The organism is Burkholderia sp. 28_3 (assembly GCF_003253915.1).
Classification (GTDB): domain Bacteria; phylum Pseudomonadota; class Gammaproteobacteria; order Burkholderiales; family Burkholderiaceae; genus Burkholderia; species Burkholderia cenocepacia.
Map to the genome: position 1 here is coordinate 46,321 of NZ_QKZF01000005.1, position 18,777 is coordinate 65,097.

The following is an 18,777-nucleotide window of genomic DNA, read 5'->3' on the forward strand; positions in this document are numbered from 1 at the left end:
GGCCGGCTTCACAACAATGATTCGACAATCGAGGGAGACACCGATGATGGCCCCGAAGGACTTGCTGCTCGCGCTGGTCGTGATCCTGGCGTGGGGCGTGAACTTCGTCGTGATCAAGGTCGGCCTGCACGGCATGCCGCCGATGCTGCTCGGCGCGCTGCGCTTTACGCTCGCGGCCGTGCCCGCGGTGTTCTTCGTGCGCCGGCCGCAGATTTCGTGGCGGTTGCTGGTGCTGTACGGCGCGACGATCCAGCTCGGCCAGTTCGTGTTCCTGTTCACCGGCATGTACGTCGGCATGCCCGCCGGCCTCGCGTCGCTCGTGTTGCAGTCGCAGGCGTTCTTCACGCTGGTGTTCGCGATGCTGTTCCTCGGCGAGCGGCTGCGCGTGCAGAACCTGATCGGGCTCGCGATCGCCGCGGGCGGGCTCGTCGTGATCGCCGCGCAAGGCGGCCGCGCGATGACGCTCGCGGGTTTCCTGCTGACGATCTGCTCGGCCGCGATGTGGGCCTTCGGCAATATCGTCACGAAGAAGGTCGGGCGTGCGAACCTCGTGTCGCTCGTCGTATGGGCGAGCCTCGTGCCGCCGGTGCCGTTCTTTCTGCTGTCGCTGTGGTTCGAGGGGCCGCAGCGGATCGCGACCGCGCTCGCCGGACTGAACGGCGCGTCGATCTTCGCGGTCGTCTATCTCGCATTCGTCGCGACGCTGCTCGGCTACGGGCTGTGGAGCCGCCTGCTGTCGCGCTACCCGGCCGCGCAGGTCGCGCAGTTCTCGCTGCTGGTGCCGATCGTCGGGCTCGCGTCGTCGGCGCTGCTGCTCGACGAGCATCTGACGCAAACGCAACTGATCGGCGCCGCACTCGTGATGGGCGGGCTCGCGGTGAACGTGTTCGGCGGGAAACTGCTGAGCCGCTTCGCGGCGTCGTGACGCGCCGGCACGCGCTGCGTGCCGGCGGGGGGAGCGGTGGCGCTCAGGCCATCCGGCTCTTCGCGAGCGGCGGATTCGCGGCGAAATAACGCTTGATGCCGCGGAAGATCGCGTCGGCCATCTCGTCGCGATAGCTGTCGTCGTTGAGCCGGCGCTCTTCGTCCGGGTTGCTGATGAATGCGGTCTCGACGAGGATCGACGGAATGTCGGGCGCCTTCAGCACCGCGAACCCGGCCTGCTCGACCGAGCCCTTGTGCAGCTTGTTGATGCCGCCCACTTCCTTCAGCACGTAGTTGCCGTAGCGCAGCGAGTCGCGGATCTGCGCGGTCGTCGACATGTCGAACAGCGCGCGGTTCACCGCCGCGTCCGCCGTCTTGATGTTGATGCCGCCGATCAGGTCCGACGAATTCTCCTTGTTCGCCATCCAGCGCGCCGCGGCGCTCGTCGCGCCGTGGTCGGACAGCGCGAACACCGACGAGCCGCGCGCGGACGGCGTCGTGAACGCATCCGCGTGGATCGACACGAAGAGATCCGCGCCGACGCGGCGCGCCTTCTGCACGCGCACGTTCAGCGGCACGAAGAAGTCGGCGTCGCGCGTCATCATCGCGCGCATGTTCGGCGCGGCGTCGATCTTCGCGCGCAGCTTCTTCGCGATGTCGAGCGCGATGTGCTTCTCGTACGTGCCGTTGCCGCCGATCGCGCCCGGATCCTCGCCGCCGTGGCCCGGGTCGATCGCGACCGTCAGCAGACGCACGGTGCCGCCCTTGCCGGATTTCGGCGCGGTGAACTTGTAGGTGTCGCCGTCGTCGTCGCTGTCGTCGCGGCGCGCGATGACGGGCGGCGGCTTGACGGCCGGCTTCGCGGGCGTCGACGGCGTGCCGGCCGCCGGCGGCGTGTGCGGCGTGGTTGGCGTGTTCTGCGCGAAACGCTGGAAGAATGCGTCGCTGTTGTCGCCCGCGCCGGGCGGCGGGGTGCCGGGGCCCGCCAGCGTGGACGGCGGCTGCATCTGCTGCGCGCGCGCGGTGTCGTTGAGCGCCTGTTCCTTGCGTTCCGTCTGCGCGATCAGGTCGGACAGCGGATCGGGCGCGACGGCCGGATACAGGTCGAACACCAGCCGGTACTTGTACGTGCCGACGGGCGGCAGCGTGAACACCTGCGGCTTCACCGAGCCTTTCAGATCGAACACCATCCGCACGACGTGCGGCTGATACTGGCCGACGCGCACCGACTGGATCTGCGGATCGTTCGGCGCGATCTTCGAGACGAGGTCGCGCAGTGCCTGGTCGAGGTCGAGACCGCTCAGGTCGACGACGAGACGGTCGGGACCCTGCAGCAGTTGTTGGCTATTCTGCAGCGGCTGGTCGGATTCGATCGTGACGCGCGTGTAATCGCGTGCGGGCCACACGCGCACGCCGAGCACCGACGACGCGTGCGCGAGCCGCGGCGCGACGAGGCCGAGCACCAGCGTCGACGCGCCCGCGCACAGGATCTGGCGGCGCCGCCAGTTGTGCGTCGCGGTGGCCGCCGATTCGATCGAGCGGAACGGTTTGATCAACATCTTTCGAGACATGCCTTTCCTGAAGCGCTGTACGCCCGGACGGTGAGGGCACGGCCGTCGCCATCCACGTCGAGCGAGAAAACCAGATCGGGCACGCCGAGCAGGGCGCCCGCCTGTTGCGGCCATTCGACGAGGCAGATCGCGCTGGAATTGAAATATTCGCGAAAGCCTGCATCGGACCATTCGGCCGGATCGTTGAATCGATACAGATCGAAGTGATAGACCTCGAGTTCCCCATCGCTGCGTTCGAGCGCGTACGGCTCGACGAGCGTATAGGTCGGGCTGCGCACGCGGCCCTGGTGGCCGAGGCCGCGCAGGATCGCGCGCACGAGGGTCGTCTTGCCCGCGCCGAGATCGCCGACCAGCTGGATCTGCAGCCCGTCGAACACATGCGCGCGGTCGAGTTCGAGGCGCGCCGCATCGAGCGCGTGCGCGAAGCGGGTGCCGAAGGCCTCGGTTGCCGCTTCGTCGGCGAGCGCGATCACGCGCTCCGCGAGCGGGGCGGGCAACGTGGCGTCGTGAGGCGGTTGGCTGGGCGTGGCTGGCATTCTCGTAAAATAGTGCGATGAACCGACTACCGGAACGCGCCGCATCCGACAGGCCTTCGACTCGTGACGAAGGCGCGGCGCCGTGCGCGCTCGACGATGCGGCGTTGACTGCGCTCGCCGCTCGCATCAGGGCGTGGGGGCGCGAATTGGGTTTCGGGGCGATCGGCATCAGCGATACCGATCTCTCGGATGCCGAAGCGGGCCTCGCCGCCTGGCTGGAAGCCGGATACCACGGCGAAATGGATTATATGGCGAAACATGGGATGAAACGCGCGCGGCCGGCCGAACTTGTGGCCGGTACGCGACGCGTGATTTCCGTGCGGCTCGCTTATTTGCCGGCCCAAACGCTCGCTGACGGCGCGCCCGGCGGCGAGCCCGGCGCGCTCGTGCCGCACGACTGGCGCGCCCGCGAACGGGCACGGCTCGACGATCCGCAGGCGGCCGTCGTGTCGATCTATGCACGCGGCCGCGACTATCACAAGGTGCTGCGCAACCGGCTGCAGATGCTCGCGGAGCGTATCGAGCACGAGATCGGCGGGTTCGGCTACCGCGTGTTCACCGATTCGGCGCCGGTGCTCGAGGTCGAGCTCGCGCAGAAGGCCGGGGTCGGCTGGCGCGGCAAGCATACGCTGCTGTTGCAGCGCGATGCCGGCTCGCTGTTCTTTCTCGGCGAGATATACGTCGACCTGCCGCTGCCGACCGACGCGCATACGGCGCCCGACCGCGCGCCGGAGACGCCCGGCGCGCATTGCGGCAACTGCACGCGCTGCATCGACGCGTGCCCGACCGGCGCGATCGTCGAGCCGTACCGCGTCGATGCGCGCCGCTGCATCTCGTACCTGACGATCGAGCTGAAAGGCAGCATTCCCGAGCCGCTGCGGCCGATGATCGGCAATCGCGTGTACGGCTGCGACGACTGTCAGCTCGTGTGCCCGTGGAACAAGTTCGCGCAGGCCGCGCCCGTCGCCGATTTCGACGTGCGGCACGGTCTCGATCGCGCGACGCTCGTCGAGCTGTTCGCGTGGGATGCCGACACGTTCGACACGCGGATGCAGGGCAGTGCGATCCGGCGCATCGGCTACGAAAGCTGGCTGCGCAATCTCGCGGTCGGGCTCGGCAATGCGCTGCGCGCGGGTGCGGACCGGCTCTCGCCGGCGGCGCGCGACGCGATCGTCGCCGCGCTGCGCGCCCGGGCCGACGATCCGTCGCCGCTCGTGCGCGAGCATGTCGAATGGGCGCTGCGAGCCGCGTGAAGGCGGCGTAAAGTGTCGTCGGCGCGCGGGCAGGGCCGCGCGCATCCCCCGGTCAGGAGAAGGCAATGTTCAACGCAGTCATCGACGCGCCGTTCGGCAAGGTCGGCATCCGTACGGATGCCGCGGTGGTGCGCGAGATCGTCTATCTGCCCGAATCGATGAAGTCGGTCGATCCGGATTCGGCGCTCGCGAAGCGCGCGGTCAAGCAGATCGAACGTTATTTCGAGCGCGCGTCCGCACGCTTCGACCTGCCGCTCGCCGATGTCGGCAGCGCATTCCAGCATCGCGTGTGGGACGTGATCAGCGATATCCCGCCCGGCACGGTGCTCACCTACGGCCAGGTCGCGAAGCGGATCGGCAGCGCGCCGCGCGCGGTTGGCCAGGCGTGCGGCGCGAACTACTTCCCGCTCGTGATCCCGTGCCATCGCGTCGTCGCGGCGGGTGGCCTCGGCGGGTTCGCGAACCACGACGACAACGGCTATTACCAGCAAGTGAAGCGCTGGCTGCTGACGCACGAGGGTGTGCCGTACCGATGAGCGAACCTGTGACGATCCCCGAAACCGACGACGATGCCGTCGCGGCATCGCCCGCGCTGCTCGCGAGCCGCGCATCGATCGACGTGTTCTGCGATGCGTTGTGGCTCGAACACGGCCTCGCGCGCAACACGCTCGATGCGTACCGGCGCGATCTGGTGCTGTTTTCCCAATGGCTGGCCGCGACGCATGCCGCGCCGCTCGACGGCGCCGACGAGGCGATGGTGACCGGCTACATCGCCGCGCGCAGCGACGGCAAGGCGACGTCGTCGAACCGGCGACTGTCCGTGTTCCGTCGCTATTACGGCTGGGCCGTGCGCGAGCATCGCGCGAGCGCCGACCCGACGCTGCGGATCACGTCCGCGAAACAGGCGGCCCGGTTCCCGTCGACATTGTCGGAGGCGCAGGTCGAGGCGCTGCTGGGCGCGCCGGACATCGGCACGCCGCTCGGCCTGCGCGATCGCACGATGCTCGAGCTGATGTACGCGAGCGGGCTGCGCGTGAGCGAGCTCGTGACGCTGAAGACCGTCGAAGTCGGCCTCAACGAAGGCGTCGTGCGCGTGATGGGCAAGGGTTCGAAGGAGCGGCTCGTGCCGTTCGGCGAAGTCGCGCACGGCTGGATCGAACGCTACCTGCGCGACGCGCGGCCCGCGCTGCTCGGCGCACGCGCGGCCGATGCGCTGTTCGTGACCGCGCGCGGCGACGGGATGACGCGCCAGCAGTTCTGGAACATCATCAAGCGTCACGCGCAGCAGGCCGACGTGCGCGCGCACCTGTCGCCGCACACGCTGCGGCACGCGTTCGCGACGCACCTGCTGAACCACGGCGCCGACCTGCGCGTCGTGCAGTTGCTGCTCGGCCACAGCGACATCTCGACCACGCAGATCTATACGCACGTCGCGCGCGAGCGGCTCAAGACGCTGCACGCGCAGCATCACCCGCGCGGCTGACGCGCGACGCGGGCGTTCGACGCAGCGTGGTGGGGCGGGGCGCCGATGCGGACTGCGCCGCGCATCGCGGGGCGCGTCAGACGAGCTCGCGCAGCCGGTGCTTGAGCACCTTGCCGGTCGATGCGGCCGGCAACGCATCGAGCACGCGGATGTGCGCAGGGCGTTTGTAAGCGGTGAGCCGGTCCGCGCACCATGCGTGCAATGCCGCCTCGTCGACCGCCGCGCCCGGCACGCGCTCGACGAACGCGAGCACTTCCTCGTTGCCGTCGATCGCGCGGCCGATCACGGCCGCCTGCACGACGTCCGGATGCGCGTTCAGCACCTGCTCGACCTCGACCGGATACACGTTGAAGCCCGAGCGGATGATCAGCTCCTTGCTGCGGCCCGCGATCGTCACCGCGCCGTCCGCGTCCTGCCGCGCGAGATCGCCGGTGCTCAGCCAGCCGTCCGGCGACACGGCCGCGCGCGTCGCATCCGCGTTGCGGTAGTAGCCGAGCATCACGTTCGGCCCGCGCACGCGGATCTCGCCGACTTCGCCCGGCGGCACGTCGGTGCCGTCCGGCGCGACGATCCGCACGTCGACGCCCGGAATCGGCACGCCGACCGAACTGTCCGTGCGCGGCGCGTCGAGCGGCGTCTGCGTGATCGTCGGGCTGCTTTCGGTCATCCCGTAGCCGTTGTGCAGCGGCACGCCGTACAGGCGCTCGACGCGCGCCTTCAGGTTCGCATCGAGCGGCGAGCCGCCCGAATATGCGAAGCGCAGCCGCGGCGCGCGCCATGCGTGGCCGTGCGTGTGCAGGTGTTCGAGCAGCTTCGCGTGCATCGCGGGCACGCCTTGGAAGATCGTCACGCCTTCGTCGGCGAGCGCGACGCGGACGGCTTCCGGCGAGAAGCGCGGCGCGAGCCGCAGCGTCGCGCCTGCATACAGGCTGCCCAGGCACACCGATGCGAGCCCGTACACGTGCGACACGGGCAGCACCGTGTAGACGACGTCATCCGGCGACACGCGGCGCAGCGCGCTCGACGTCGCCGCGATGAACAGCAGGTTGCGGTGCGACAGCATCACGCCTTTCGGCGTGCCGGTCGTACCGGTCGTGTAGATCAGCGCCGCGCATTGGGCGGCGCCGTCGGCGGCCACCGGTTCGGCGGGCGCGCTCGCGTCGACGCGATACGACCACGCGCCGATGTCGACCGGCAGCGCGCCGGCCGGCATTGCGCCGATCCGCTCGGCGTGGGCGCGGGCGTCGGGTGAGGCGTCCGTCGTGAACGCGGTCAGCTTAGGGCGTGCATGCGCGGCGATCGCATCGAGTTCGGCGGCCGACAGCCGTGCGTTCGACACGAGCGCCCACGCGTCGAGGCGGGCGGCCGCGAACAGCAGCACGATCTGCGCGACGCAGTTTTCCGCGACGATCATCACGCGGTCGCCGCCTTGCACGCCGAGGCTCGCCAGCCGCGCGGCCGCCGCATCGACGGCCTGCGCCAGATCGCCGTACGACAGGCGGCGCGCATCCTCGATCAGCGCCGGCTGCGCGGGCGACTGCGCGGCCCGGCGCGCGGGCACGTCGGCGATGCGACGCGGCAGCGCGGCGAGCAGCGCATCGACATCGAGCGATTCGGATGAACGGACGGGCGAGGACATGGCGTCTCCAGATGAGGGGCCGGCGGCGGGCCGACGATATTTGCGAACGATCGTGCCATGACGGCGCGCGCGCCACAATTGGCCAATCGGGCAATAGCGCTTCACGATGTCTGCAATGATGATGGGCATGATCGTGACCGCGATGCGGCGGGCCGGCGGAAAACGGGCCGCGAGTATACCGTCGGCGCCGGCACGCGATTGCGCGAGCGTCGATCGTTCGCCATTAAAATGCCGCCATGAGCAAATCCAGACACGTGTCCGAAACCCCCGCGACCCAACTGCTGCGCCGTCATGGCGTCGCATTCGGCGAGCATCCGTACGAATACGTCGAGCACGGCGGTACCGGCGAATCGGCGCGCCAGCTCGGCGTCGACGAGCACAGCGTCGTGAAGACGCTCGTGATGGAAGACGAACACGCGAAGCCGCTGATCGTGCTGATGCACGGCGACCGCACGGTGTCGACCAAGAATCTCGCGCGGCAGATCGGCGCGAAGCGGGTCGAGCCGTGCAAGCCCGAGGTCGCGAATCGCCATTCGGGCTATCTCGTCGGCGGCACGTCGCCGTTCGGCACGCGCAAGACGATGCCCGTCTACGTCGAGGCGACGATCCTCGACCTGCCGACGATCTACCTGAACGGCGGCCGGCGCGGCTACCTGGTCAGCCTCGCGCCGGCGGTGCTCACGTCGCTGCTCGGCGCGCGGCCCGTGCAGTGCGCGAGCGTCGACTGAGGGTTTCACCTTCGTGGCACGCCGCGCCCGTTCGGTAGAATGGGCGCCGTTTCGGCCTGCCGGCTTGCCGCGCACGGCCATCCCTTTCCCGATACGTTGAAAGAAGAGTCCTCCGCATGCAGATCCTGCTCGCCGCCCTCGTTGCCTACCTGATCGGTTCGGTGTCGTTCGCCGTCGTCGTCAGTTCCGTGATGGGCCTGGCCGACCCGCGTTCGTACGGATCCAAGAATCCCGGCGCGACCAACGTGCTGCGCAGCGGCAACAAGAAGGCCGCGATCCTGACGCTCGTCGGCGACGCGTTCAAGGGCTGGATCGCCGTCTGGCTCGCCCGTCACTTCGGCCTGCCCGACGTCGCGGTCGCGTGGGTCGCGATCGCCGTGTTCCTCGGCCACCTGTACCCGGTGTTCTTCCGCTTCCAGGGCGGCAAGGGCGTGGCGACCGCGGCCGGCGTGCTGCTCGCCGTGCACCCGGTGCTCGGGCTCGCGACCGCGCTGACCTGGCTGATCGTCGCGTTCTTCTTCCGCTATTCGTCGCTCGCGGCGCTGGTGGCGGCCGTGTTCGCGCCGGTGTTCGACGTGTTCCTGTTCGGCACGCCGGGCCATAACCCGGTCGCGTGGGCCGTGCTCGCGATGAGCGTGCTGCTCGTGTGGCGTCACCGCGGCAACATTTCGAAGCTGCTCGCGGGGCAGGAGAGCCGGATCGGCGACAAGAAGAAGGCGGCCGCGGACGGCGGGAAGGCCTGAGAACGCGCGGCGCTGGCCGCGCGCCGGGCGCGCCGCGTGTGCGGGGCCCGGCCGGATGACGCGACGGGCCGGCGGCCGCTCAGTCGCGGAAGTTGTTGAAGTCGAGCGGCGTGTCGGTCACGTCCTTGCGCAGCATCGCGATCGTGCTCTGCAGGTCGTCGCGCTTCGTGCCCGAGATGCGCACCGCGTCGCCCTGGATGCTCGCCTGCACCTTGATCTTGCTGTCCTTCACGAGGCGCACGATCTTTTTCGCGAGGTCGCCCGTCACGCCTTTCTTCACGGTGACGATCTGCTTGACCTTGTCGCCGCCGATCTTCTCGACCTTGCCGTAGTCGAGGAAGCGCACGTCGACGTTGCGCTTGGCCAGCTTGCCGATCAGCACGTCCTTGACCTGGCCGAGCTTGAAATCGTCGTCGGCGAACAGCGTCAGCTCGCGTTCCTTCTGCTCGACGCGTGCGTCGGAGCCCTTGAAGTCGAAGCGCGTCGAGATTTCCTTGTTCGACTGCTCGATGGCGTTCTTCACTTCGATCATGTTCGCTTCGGAAACGACGTCGAACGATGGCATGGCATTCTCCCTTGAGATGCGGGCACCCGGCTCGCGCGCGGGCACTCGCTATAATTGCGGACTGTTTGCCATTTTACCGATGCCCCTCCGTTTGCCCAAGGCCGGCCATGCGCCGCCCGGGCGGACGTGACCGCGAATGCCGATGCCCCCTGACGATTCCGCCCTGTCGCTGCTTCCCGACCATCCGCTCGCCGCGCACAACACGTTCGGCATCGCCGCGCGCGCGCGCTTCGCCGCGCGCATCACGCAGGCGGCGCAGTTCGAGGCGCTGCATCGCGACCCGCGGGTCGCGACCCTGCCGCAACTCGTGCTCGGCGGCGGCAGCAATATCGTGTTCACGCGCGATTTCGACGGCGTCGTGCTGCTCGACGAGATCGCGGGCCGCCGCATCCTGCGCGAGGACGACGACGCGTGGTACGTCGAGGCCGGCGGCGGCGAGAACTGGCACGCGTTCGTCGCGTGGACGCTCGAGCACGGGATGCCGGGCCTCGAGAATCTCGCGCTGATCCCGGGCACCGTCGGCGCCGCGCCGATCCAGAACATCGGCGCGTACGGCCTCGAGATGAAGGCGTATTTCGATTCGCTGGTCGCGGTCGAGCTGGCGACGGGGCGCCGCGAGCGCTTCGACGCCGCGCGCTGCGCATTCGGCTACCGCGACAGCTTCTTCAAGCGGGAAGGGCGCGGCCGGTTCGCGATCGTCGCGGTGACGTTCCGGCTGCCGAAGCAATGGACGCCGCGGCTCGGCTACGCGGACGTCACACGCGAGCTCGACGCGCGCGGCATCACGCCCGAGGCGGCGACGCCGCGCGACGTGTTCGATGCGGTCGTCGCGATCCGCCGCGCGAAGCTGCCCGATCCGCTGGTGCTCGGCAATGCGGGCAGTTTCTTCAAGAATCCGGTGATCGACACCGCGCAGTTCGATGCGCTGCGCGCCCGCGTGCCGGAGGTCGTGTCGTATCCGCAGCCGGACGGGCACGTGAAGCTCGCGGCCGGCTGGCTGATCGACCGCTGCGGCTGGAAGGGGCGCGCGCTCGGGGCGGCGGCCGTGCATGACCGCCAGGCGCTCGTGCTCGTCAATCGCGGCGGCGCCACCGGTGCCGATGTGCTGGCGCTGGCGCGGGCGATCCAGGCCGACGTGCGCGCGCAGTTCGGTGTCGAGCTGGAGGCGGAACCGGTCTGCCTGTAACGCAGTGCGCGCCGGTTTTGGCGCGCCCAAACAAAAAGCGCCGATCGTCGATCGGCGCTTTTTTACGCGTGTGCGTTGCGGCGCGTCAGTGCTTGAGGCGGCCGAGCAGCAGGAACTCCATCAGCGCCTTCTGCACGTGCAGGCGGTTTTCCGCTTCGTCCCACACGACGCTCTGCGGGCCGTCGATCACGCCGGCCGTCACTTCCTCGCCGCGGTGCGCGGGCAGGCAGTGCATGAAGAGGGCGTCCCGATTCGCATGGCCCATCATTTCCTCGTCGACGCACCAGTCGGCGAATGCCTGCTTGCGCGCCTCGTTCTCGGCCTCGAAGCCCATGCTCGTCCACACGTCGGTCGTCACGAGATCGGCGCCCTTGCACGCTTCGTTCGGATCGTCGAACACCTCGTAGAACGGCGCGCTGTCGGGCGACACGAGCTTCATGTCGAGTGCGTAGCCGGGCGGCGTCGACAGGCGCAGCTTGAAGCCGAGGATCTGCGCGGCTTCGATCCACGTGTAGAGCATGTTGTTCGCGTCGCCGACCCACGCGACGGTCTTGCCGGCGATCGGGCCGCGGTGCTCGTAGTACGTGAAGATGTCGGCGAGCACCTGGCACGGGTGGTATTCGTTCGTCAGGCCGTTGATCACCGGCACGCGCGAGTTCTGCGCGAAGCGCGTGATCACGTCCTGCTCGAACGTGCGGATCATGATGATGTCGACCATTCGCGAGATGACCTGCGCGGAATCCTCGACGGGCTCGCCGCGGCCGAGCTGCGTGTCGCGCGTGCTCATGAAGACGGCGTGACCGCCGAGCTGGAAGATCCCGGCCTCGAACGACAGGCGCGTGCGCGTCGAGCTCTTCTCGAAGATCATCGCGAGCGTGCGGTCGTGCAGCGGGTGATAGGTCTCGTAGTTCTTGAACTTGCGCTTCAGGATACCCGTGCGTTCGAGCACGTACTCGTAGTCTTCCAGCGAGAAATCCTTGAACTGCAGGTAGTGACGAATGGTTTTGGCGGTCATGAAACGAAATACGGCGGGTCTCACCCGGCAGCGAGGCCGGACGGCGCCGCCGTCGGGTGTGGATAACTCAAAGCAGCATAAAGGATTTTCTGTGCTTTGACGAGCCGTGGAGCGACGCGGGGCAGGATCGCCGCGCGCGATCCGCAGTGCGGGAAGACGGGCGTCGGGACGACGCGCGATGGCGCGCTGCGGTATAATTCGAAAGTTTTCTCCAGCCCGGCAGGCAAGGCTTTTCGCGCTCTGCCGGACACAAGCCGTGCGCTGCACACATCCGGTGCAGTCCACCGGCGGCGCGCCTCGACGCCCCGTTTTCGGGATATCGATGAGCTTGTGCCGCCGACCCTCCAGCTTTGTGTTCGCGTATCCAGGCGCCGTTGCCTGGACATCGCCGGGCCGTCACTTGGGTAACCACATGGCTGAAACCCCTCCGACCGAATTTTTCATCCAGGGCATCACGAAAGACGGGAAAAAGTTTCGCCCGAGCGACTGGTCGGAACGTCTGGCCGGTGTGATGGCCTGCTTCGGGCCGGGGGCGAGCGGGCCGAACGCGCGTCTCAAGTATTCGCTGTACGTGCGTCCGACGATGCTCGGCGACCTGAAATGCGTGATCCTCGATTCGCGGTTGCGCGACATCGAGCCGATGGCTTTCGATTTCGTGCTGAATTTCGCGAAGGACAACAACCTCGTCGTGACCGAGGCGTGCGAGCTGCCGGACTACAACGCGAAGAAGTGATGCCGGCGGGCGAGGGCGCGTGCCGTGCCCGCCCGCGTACAGGTCGCCGCCGCGCGTGATGCGCGAGCGACCGGCAACGAAAAAGCCCGCCTAGGCGGGCTTTTTCGTGATCGCAGGAAACAGGAACGCCCGCGCGAGCGGGCGCACCGGATTTACGCTGCTGCCTGCAGACCCTTGACGGCTGCGGCCAGGCGGCTCTTGCTGCGAGCGGCCTTGTTCTTGTGAACGATCTTCTTGTCGGCGATCGTGTCGATCGTCTTCACGGCAGCCTTGAACAGCTCGGCAGCCTTTGCCTGGTCGCCGGCTTCAACAGCCTTGCGAACCGACTTGATCGCGGTACGGAATTTCGAGCGCAGCGCCGAGTTGTGCGAGTTTGCCTTCGCGGCCTGGCGGGCGCGCTTGCGTGCTTGTGCGGAGTTAGCCATGACGGTTCCTTATCCTGTCCTGTTTCCAGAGCTTGGAGCCTGACGGCCAAGCGCTGCTTTTCGATCCGTCCCCTGAGAACGATTGCCCAGGGGCGCATAAAAAAACGGTGATTTTAACCGAGGCCGGGACATGAAAACGGCAGTTGCCGTGCATGTACGAGCCCAGAAACCGGCGATTATAGCAACAAAATCAAGCGAGTGGCAAGTTCGACTTAACGCCCGCCGGGCGGGGCGCCGGCGGCGGCCGCGCTTTTCGGTATCGGCCGGTGGCCGGGTCGCGCAACGTCCGTATAATAAGCGCCCCATGAATCTATTCCGAGCCCTGCTGACGGTCAGCGGCTTCACGCTGCTGTCGCGCGTGACCGGACTGGCCCGCGAGACGCTGATCGCCCGTGCGTTCGGCGCCAGTCAATACACCGACGCGTTCTACGTCGCCTTCCGCATTCCGAACCTGCTGCGCCGCCTGTCTGCCGAAGGCGCGTTCTCGCAGGCGTTCGTGCCGATCCTCGCCGAGTTCAAGAACCAGCAGGGGCACGATGCGACGAAGGCGCTCGTCGACGCGATGTCCACCGTGCTCGCGTGGGCGCTGGCCGTGCTGTCGGTCGTCGGGATCGCCGGTGCGTCGTGGGTCGTGTTCGCGGTCGCGTCCGGCCTGCACAGCGACGGCCAGGCGTTCCCGCTCGCGGTCACGATGACGCGGATCATGTTCCCGTACATCGTGTTCATTTCGCTGACCACGCTCGCGTCGGGCGTGCTGAACACGTACAAGAGCTTCTCGCTGCCCGCGTTCGCGCCGGTGCTGCTCAACGTCGCATTCATCGCCGCGGCCGTGTTCGTCGCGCCGCACCTGAAGGTGCCGGTCTACGCGCTCGCGTGGGCCGTCATCGTCGGCGGCGTGCTGCAGTTTCTCGTGCAACTGCCGGGCCTGAAGAAGGTCGACATGGTGCCGCTGATCGGCCTGAATCCGCTGCGCGCGCTGCGTCATCCGGGCGTGAAGCGCGTGCTCGCGAAGATGGTGCCGGCGACGTTCGCGGTGTCCGTCGCGCAACTGTCGCTGATCATCAACACCAACATCGCGTCGCGGCTCGGGCAGGGCGCGGTGTCGTGGATCAATTACGCCGACCGCCTGATGGAGTTCCCGACGGCGCTGCTCGGCGTCGCGCTCGGCACGATCCTGCTGCCGAGCCTGTCGAAGGCGCACGTCGACGCCGACTCGCACGAATATTCGGCGCTGCTCGACTGGGGGCTGCGCGTCACGTTCCTGCTCGCGGCGCCGAGCGCGCTCGCGCTGTTCTTCTTCGCGACGCCGCTCACCGCGACGCTGTTCAACTACGGCAAGTTCGACGCGCATACCGTCACGATGGTCGCGCGCGCGCTCGCGACGTACGGAATCGGCCTCGTCGGCATCATCCTGATCAAGATCCTCGCGCCGGGCTTCTATGCGAAGCAGGACATCAAGACGCCGGTGAAGATCGCGATCGGCGTGCTGATCGTCACGCAGCTCTCGAACTACGTGTTCGTGCCGCTGATCGGCCACGCGGGGCTCACGCTGAGCATCGGCGTCGGTGCGTGCCTGAATTCGCTGCTGCTGTTCCTCGGGTTGCGCAAGCGCGGCATCTACCAGCCGTCGCCGGGCTGGCTGCGCTTTTTCGTGCAGCTCGTCGGCGCGGCGCTCGTGCTCGCGGGCCTGATGCACTGGTGCGCGATCAATTTCGACTGGACCGGGATGCGCGCGCAGCCGCTCGATCGCATTGCGCTGATGGCCGCGTGCCTCGTGCTGTTTGCTGCACTATATTTCGGTATGTTGTGGGTGATGGGCTTCAAATACGCTTACTTCAGAAGGCGCGCCAAGTGACGACCGCAATGACCCGCGTCCTCGACTACTTCAGCACGCTCGTGGCGGACGACGACAGTCTGCCCGTCACGGAAGCCGCGCTGTCGCTGGCGCAGGACGCGTATCCCGACCTCGACCTGCAGGGCACGCTGGCCGAACTCGACATGCTGGCGGCGCGGCTGCGCCGGCGGCTCGCCGACGATACGGACCTGAAGGGCCGCGTCGCCGCGCTGAACGACTTCTTCTTCCGCGAGCTCGGTTTCGCGTGCAATCACAACGATTACTACGACCCCGATAACAGCCACCTGAACGCCGTGCTGAAACGGCGGCGCGGGATCCCGATCTCGCTGTCGGTGCTGTACCTGGAACTCGCCGAGCAGATCGGCGTGCCGGCGCGCGGCGTATCGTTCCCCGGCCATTTCCTGCTGCGCGTGACGCTGCCGGACGGTGACCTGATCATCGATCCGACCAACGGCCATTCGCTGTCCGAAGCCGAGATGGTCGAGATGCTCGAGCCGTACGTCGCGCGTGCGGCCGGCGCGGTCGACAGCGCGTTGCGCGCGTTGCTGCAGCCGGCGACGAGCCGCGAGATCATCGCGCGGATGCTGCGCAACCTGAAGACGATCTATCTGCAGACGGAACGCTGGCAGCGGCTGCTCGCGGTGCAGCAGCGGCTCGTGATCCTGCTGCCCGAGCAGCTCGACGAGGTGCGCGACCGCGGCTTCGCGTATGCGCGGCTCGACTACCTGCGCCCCGCGCTCGAGGATCTCGAGCAGTATCTCGGCGAGCGACCGGATGCGGACGATGCGACCGTCGTCGAATCGCAGGTGAGCGAACTGCGGCAACGGATGCAGCGCGACGGCGAGGAGTGAGCCGAGCCATCGGCGCACGTCCACCGGCACACGAAAAAAACGCCCGCATCGCGGGCGTTTTTTCTTGCGCGTGCGCGTGCCGGCCCCGCGATCGGCTGAAACTCCGGTGCGCCGCTCGCACGACCCACGCGTTCGACCGATTGTACGGGGCGCCGCCGGGCGGCGGCGACACGCGCACGACCGTGCCAATCGCGGCAGGCAAAAAAAAAGCCGCCCGGAACGGGCGGCTTGCGGGTGCGCGACGCGCTGCTTACTTCAGTGCGTCGAACGCGCGCTCGCGGATTTCGTCGACGGTGCCGAGGCCCGAGATCTTGCGATACTGCGGCGCCTTCAGACCGTTTTCCTCGCCACGCTGCGCCCAGTCGCCGTAGTACGTGATCAGCGGCTTGGTCTGCGCTTCGTATACTTCGAGACGCTTTTTGACAGTTTCTTCCTTGTCGTCGTCGCGCTGGATCAGCGGTTCGCCCGTCACGTCGTCGTGACCTTCGACCTTCGGCGGGTTGAACTTGACGTGGTACGTACGGCCCGATGCCGGGTGCGTGCGACGGCCGCTCATGCGCTCGATGATTTCCGAGAACGGGACGTCGATCTCGAGCACGTAGTCGATCGCGACGCCGGCTTCCTTCATCGCGTCAGCCTGCGCGATCGTGCGCGGGAAACCGTCGAACAGATAGCCGTTCGCGCAGTCGGATTCCTTCAGGCGCTCCTTGACGAGGCCGATGATCAGCGCGTCCGGCACGAGCTTGCCGGCATCCATGTAGCCCTTCGCCTCGACGCCGAGCGGCGTGCCGGCCTTCACGGCCGCGCGCAGCATGTCGCCCGTCGAGATTTGCGGGATGCCGAATTTTTCCTTGATGAAGTTTGCCTGGGTGCCCTTTCCCGCGCCGGGCGCGCCCAACAGGATCAAACGCATGGTGATATCTCCAAGTATGTAGATTCGTGTGGCGAGACACAAAGGCGTCGGCGACGGCGGGCGCGGGGCTTGCCCGGCGCGCGGCGGACCGGTCTGATGCGGCGCGTCGGCTTGGGCGACGCGCGGCTGCCGGCAGGGCCACGGGCGGGGTCAAGCGAGGACGCGCTGGTCGCGGACGGCTCGCACAATCGCCTGATTATGCCACGGGTTATTTTGAACCCGGCTGAAAAAGGGCCTGCACGCGCGCGAGATCGGCCGGCGTGTCGATACCGGCTTCGGGCGCGGACTCGGTGATCAGCACCGCGATGCGCTCGCCGTGCCACAGCGCGCGCAGCTGTTCGAGCTGCTCGGCCTGTTCGATCGGCGCCTGCGCGAGCGACGGATAGGTGCGCAGGAAACGCGCGCGATACGCATAGAGGCCGATGTGCCGGTAGACCGGGAAGGCCGGCGCCGGCATGGCCGCGACGTCGGGCCAGTGCGGCTGGTATGCATCGCGGCTCCACGGAATCGGCGCGCGCGAGAAGTACAGCGCGACGCTCTGCGCGTCGAGCGCGACCTTCACGACGTTCGGGTTGAACACGTCGGCCGCGTCGTGGATCGGATGGGCCGCGGTCGCGATCGCGCACGCCGGATGCGCGGCGAGGTGCGACGCTACGTCGCGCACGAGCACGGGGTCGATCAGCGGCTCGTCGCCCTGCACGTTGACGACCACGGTGTCGTCGCGCCAGCCGAAGGCCGCCGCGACTTCCGCGAGCCGGTCGGTGCCGGACGGATGATCGGCGCGCGTGAGCACCGCCTCGAAGCCGTGATCGCGCGCCGCGTCGAGCACGCTCTGCGCGTCGGATGCGACGAGCACCTGTTGCGCGCCCGCTTCGCGCGCGCGCTCGGCGACACGCACGACCATCGGCTTGCCGCCGAGATCGGCGAGCGGCTTGTTCGGGAGCCGCGTCGACGCGAGCCGGGCGGGAATGACGGCGATGAAGGGTTGCGGGTGAGTCATCGGGGAGCGTTGAGAAGGACGGGGCGGGCGACGCCGGAAGCCGGTCGCCCGGCGAAGTGCGGCGACCCGGCCGGGGCCGGGCCGCCTGTGTCGATTCGGTGCGCCGGACGAGCGGCGCGGCGGTTCAGCGGCCGGCCGGGTCGACCGGCGTGCCTTCGACGGTCTGGCGCGCTTCGTCGACCAGCATCACGGGGATGCCGTCGCGGATCGGGTAGGCGAGCTTGTCCGCGTTGCAGATCAGCTCCTGCGCGGCACGGTCGTAGTGGAGCGGGCCTTTGCAGATAGGGCACACAATGATTTCAAGCAGGCGAGCGTCCACGGAGTTTCTCCACAACGAGGGCAATGAGGCGAGGGTCGAGCGCGGCTTCGACGGGGACCACCCACAGTCGGGCGTCGCGCCAGGAAGCGCCCAATTTTACTGCATCCTTCTCGGTGATCAGGATCGCATCGACGGCATCGTCGACGAACGGATTGTCCGCGAACGCGTAATGGTCCGGCAGCGCGCGGGTCGCCGGCGCGAGACCGGCCGCGCGCAGCGTCGCGAAGAAGCGCTCCGGCGCGCCGATGCCGGCCGCGGCGAGCACGCGTTCGTTCGCGAATTGCGACAGCGGGCGGCGCAGCGCGGGCTGGTCGAGGTGCCACGCGGCGCCCGGCGTCAGCGCGAGCGCGTAGGTGTCGGGCCAGGGCGGCAGCGCGCCGCTGTACGGGTCGTTGACGAGCGTCGCGTCGCGGTGCCGCGACAGCGGCTCGCGCAGCGGGCCGGCCGGCAGCAGGAAACCGTTGCCGCCGAGCCGGTGGTCGAATACGACGAGCTCGACGGTGCGCGCGAGGCGGTAGTGCTGCAGGCCGTCGTCGCTGACGATCACGTCGACGTCCGGATGCGCGGCGCGCAGCGCCTGCGCGGCCGCGACGCGATCGGGGCACACCCACACGGGCGCGCCGGTGCGGCGCGCGATCAGCAGCGGTTCGTCGCCGGCCGCGCCCGCGCGCGACGCCGGCGTGACGGCGGTCGGCGCCTTCACGTTCGCGCCATAGCCGCGCGACACGACGCCGGGCGTGAAGCCGGCCGCGCGCAGCGCGTCGACGAGCGCGATCACGGTCGGCGTCTTGCCGGTGCCGCCGACGGTCACGTTGCCGACCACGACGACCGGCACGCCGACGTCGACCGGCTGCTTCCAGCCTTGCGCGTAAGCGGTGCGCCGCAGCGCCGCGCACAGGCCGAACACGCAGGCGAACGGCGTGAGCGCCCACGCGAGCGCGCCGCGGCGCTGCCATTCGCGTGTCAGGCGCGCTTCGAGTCGCGCGAGCGGGCCGCCGGGCGCGCTCATCGGGCCGGGCGCGGCGCGTCGTGCGCCGC

General features: G+C 68.4%; 20 protein-coding genes. 10 read left to right on the forward strand and 10 right to left on the reverse strand.

The window, feature by feature from the left end; all coding sequences use genetic code 11:
* Positions 1–46: 46 nt before the first annotated feature.
* A complete protein-coding gene (locus tag DFS13_RS13175) occupies positions 47–925 on the forward strand; it encodes an O-acetylserine/cysteine exporter (protein ID WP_012492837.1) in 879 nt (292 codons plus the stop codon).
* A 43-nt stretch (positions 926–968) separates the two neighbouring features.
* Here DFS13_RS13175 and DFS13_RS13180 read toward each other — a convergent pair whose 3' ends face one another.
* Both DFS13_RS13180 and DFS13_RS13185 read right to left on the reverse strand, forming a co-directional pair.
* Positions 969–2,495, reverse strand: coding sequence for an N-acetylmuramoyl-L-alanine amidase (locus DFS13_RS13180; RefSeq protein ID WP_006496479.1), 1,527 nt, complete (start codon positions 2,493–2,495; stop codon positions 969–971).
* A complete protein-coding gene (locus DFS13_RS13185; RefSeq protein WP_012492836.1) occupies positions 2,477–3,031 on the reverse strand; it encodes a bifunctional tRNA (adenosine(37)-N6)-threonylcarbamoyltransferase complex ATPase subunit type 1 TsaE/phosphotransferase in 555 nt (184 codons plus the stop codon). Before DFS13_RS13185 ends, DFS13_RS13180 begins: the two co-directional genes overlap by 19 nt.
* Before the next feature lie 17 nt (positions 3,032–3,048).
* Between DFS13_RS13185 and queG the strand changes: the two genes are divergently transcribed.
* The 3 genes from queG to xerD all read left to right on the forward strand — a co-directional run bounded on the left by queG (position 3,049) and on the right by xerD (position 5,767).
* The gene (gene queG / locus DFS13_RS13190; protein WP_006496477.1) at positions 3,049–4,284 is read left to right on the forward strand and encodes a tRNA epoxyqueuosine(34) reductase QueG; all 1,236 of its coding nucleotides are present in this window, start codon (positions 3,049–3,051) and stop codon (positions 4,282–4,284) included.
* Positions 4,285–4,349: 65 nt separating this feature from the next.
* Positions 4,350–4,820 carry a methylated-DNA--[protein]-cysteine S-methyltransferase gene (locus DFS13_RS13195; protein WP_006496476.1) on the forward strand — a complete coding sequence of 157 codons (471 nt, stop codon included), beginning with the start codon at positions 4,350–4,352 and terminating at the stop codon, positions 4,818–4,820.
* Positions 4,817–5,767 carry a site-specific tyrosine recombinase XerD gene (gene xerD / locus DFS13_RS13200; protein ID WP_059721404.1) on the forward strand — a complete coding sequence of 317 codons (951 nt, stop codon included), beginning with the start codon at positions 4,817–4,819 and terminating at the stop codon, positions 5,765–5,767. The genes DFS13_RS13195 and xerD overlap by 4 nt, the downstream gene beginning before the upstream one ends.
* A 76-nt stretch (positions 5,768–5,843) precedes the next feature.
* Here the strand turns inward: xerD and DFS13_RS13205 are convergent, their stop codons facing one another.
* Positions 5,844–7,406 (reverse strand): class I adenylate-forming enzyme family protein, encoded by a 1,563-nt coding sequence (locus DFS13_RS13205; protein ID WP_048988974.1) that lies wholly within the window; start codon positions 7,404–7,406, stop codon positions 5,844–5,846.
* 236 nt (positions 7,407–7,642) lie between these two features.
* On the opposite strand from DFS13_RS13205, the gene ybaK reads away from it, so the two are divergent.
* Positions 7,643–8,134: a Cys-tRNA(Pro) deacylase gene (gene ybaK, locus DFS13_RS13210; RefSeq protein WP_043205388.1), complete on the forward strand. Its 492-nt coding sequence runs from the start codon at positions 7,643–7,645 to the stop codon at positions 8,132–8,134.
* A gap of 116 nt (positions 8,135–8,250) precedes the next feature.
* Positions 8,251–8,877: a glycerol-3-phosphate 1-O-acyltransferase PlsY gene (gene plsY / locus DFS13_RS13215; protein WP_048988975.1), complete on the forward strand. Its 627-nt coding sequence runs from the start codon at positions 8,251–8,253 to the stop codon at positions 8,875–8,877.
* Positions 8,878–8,956: 79 nt separating this feature from the next.
* On the opposite strand, the gene DFS13_RS13220 is transcribed toward plsY, so the two are convergent.
* The gene (locus tag DFS13_RS13220) at positions 8,957–9,442 is read right to left on the reverse strand and encodes a YajQ family cyclic di-GMP-binding protein (protein ID WP_006482217.1); all 486 of its coding nucleotides are present in this window, start codon (positions 9,440–9,442) and stop codon (positions 8,957–8,959) included.
* A 136-nt stretch (positions 9,443–9,578) separates the two neighbouring features.
* Here DFS13_RS13220 and murB point away from each other — a divergent pair, with 136 nt between their 5' ends.
* Complete coding sequence (murB, locus tag DFS13_RS13225) at positions 9,579–10,628, forward strand: UDP-N-acetylmuramate dehydrogenase (protein ID WP_111441803.1); 1,050 nt, start codon at positions 9,579–9,581, stop codon at positions 10,626–10,628.
* An 85-nt stretch (positions 10,629–10,713) separates the two neighbouring features.
* Here murB and argF read toward each other — a convergent pair whose 3' ends face one another.
* Positions 10,714–11,643, reverse strand: a complete 930-nt coding sequence (argF, locus tag DFS13_RS13230) for an ornithine carbamoyltransferase (protein WP_034201432.1) — start codon at positions 11,641–11,643, stop codon at positions 10,714–10,716.
* Between the two features lie 412 nt (positions 11,644–12,055).
* Between argF and DFS13_RS13240 the strand changes: the two genes are divergently transcribed.
* Positions 12,056–12,376 carry a DUF3579 domain-containing protein gene (locus tag DFS13_RS13240; protein ID WP_006482210.1) on the forward strand — a complete coding sequence of 107 codons (321 nt, stop codon included), beginning with the start codon at positions 12,056–12,058 and terminating at the stop codon, positions 12,374–12,376.
* Between the two features lie 152 nt (positions 12,377–12,528).
* Here DFS13_RS13240 and rpsT read toward each other — a convergent pair whose 3' ends face one another.
* Positions 12,529–12,801: a 30S ribosomal protein S20 gene (gene rpsT, locus DFS13_RS13245; RefSeq protein ID WP_006482211.1), complete on the reverse strand. Its 273-nt coding sequence runs from the start codon at positions 12,799–12,801 to the stop codon at positions 12,529–12,531.
* Positions 12,802–13,105: 304 nt separating this feature from the next.
* Between rpsT and murJ the strand changes: the two genes are divergently transcribed.
* On the forward strand, positions 13,106–14,656 hold the full coding sequence (gene murJ / locus DFS13_RS13250) for a murein biosynthesis integral membrane protein MurJ (protein WP_006482209.1): 1,551 nt from the start codon (positions 13,106–13,108) through the stop codon (positions 14,654–14,656).
* Positions 14,657–14,664: 8 nt separating this feature from the next.
* On the forward strand, positions 14,665–15,507 hold the full coding sequence (locus tag DFS13_RS13255) for a SirB1 family protein (RefSeq protein WP_060210756.1): 843 nt from the start codon (positions 14,665–14,667) through the stop codon (positions 15,505–15,507).
* Between the two features lie 250 nt (positions 15,508–15,757).
* Here DFS13_RS13255 and adk read toward each other — a convergent pair whose 3' ends face one another.
* From adk to lpxK, 4 genes are all read right to left on the reverse strand, one after another.
* Entirely contained in the window at positions 15,758–16,420 is a 663-nt protein-coding gene (adk, locus tag DFS13_RS13260) for an adenylate kinase (RefSeq protein ID WP_006482212.1), read from the reverse strand.
* Between the two features lie 208 nt (positions 16,421–16,628).
* The gene (kdsB, locus tag DFS13_RS13265) at positions 16,629–17,420 is read right to left on the reverse strand and encodes a 3-deoxy-manno-octulosonate cytidylyltransferase (RefSeq protein ID WP_006482208.1); all 792 of its coding nucleotides are present in this window, start codon (positions 17,418–17,420) and stop codon (positions 16,629–16,631) included.
* 124 nt (positions 17,421–17,544) lie between these two features.
* Positions 17,545–17,739 (reverse strand): Trm112 family protein, encoded by a 195-nt coding sequence (locus DFS13_RS13270; RefSeq protein WP_006482216.1) that lies wholly within the window; start codon positions 17,737–17,739, stop codon positions 17,545–17,547.
* Positions 17,720–18,748, reverse strand: coding sequence for a tetraacyldisaccharide 4'-kinase (gene lpxK, locus DFS13_RS13275; RefSeq protein WP_027812762.1), 1,029 nt, complete (start codon positions 18,746–18,748; stop codon positions 17,720–17,722). Before lpxK ends, DFS13_RS13270 begins: the two co-directional genes overlap by 20 nt.
* Positions 18,749–18,777: the final 29 nt, after the last annotated feature.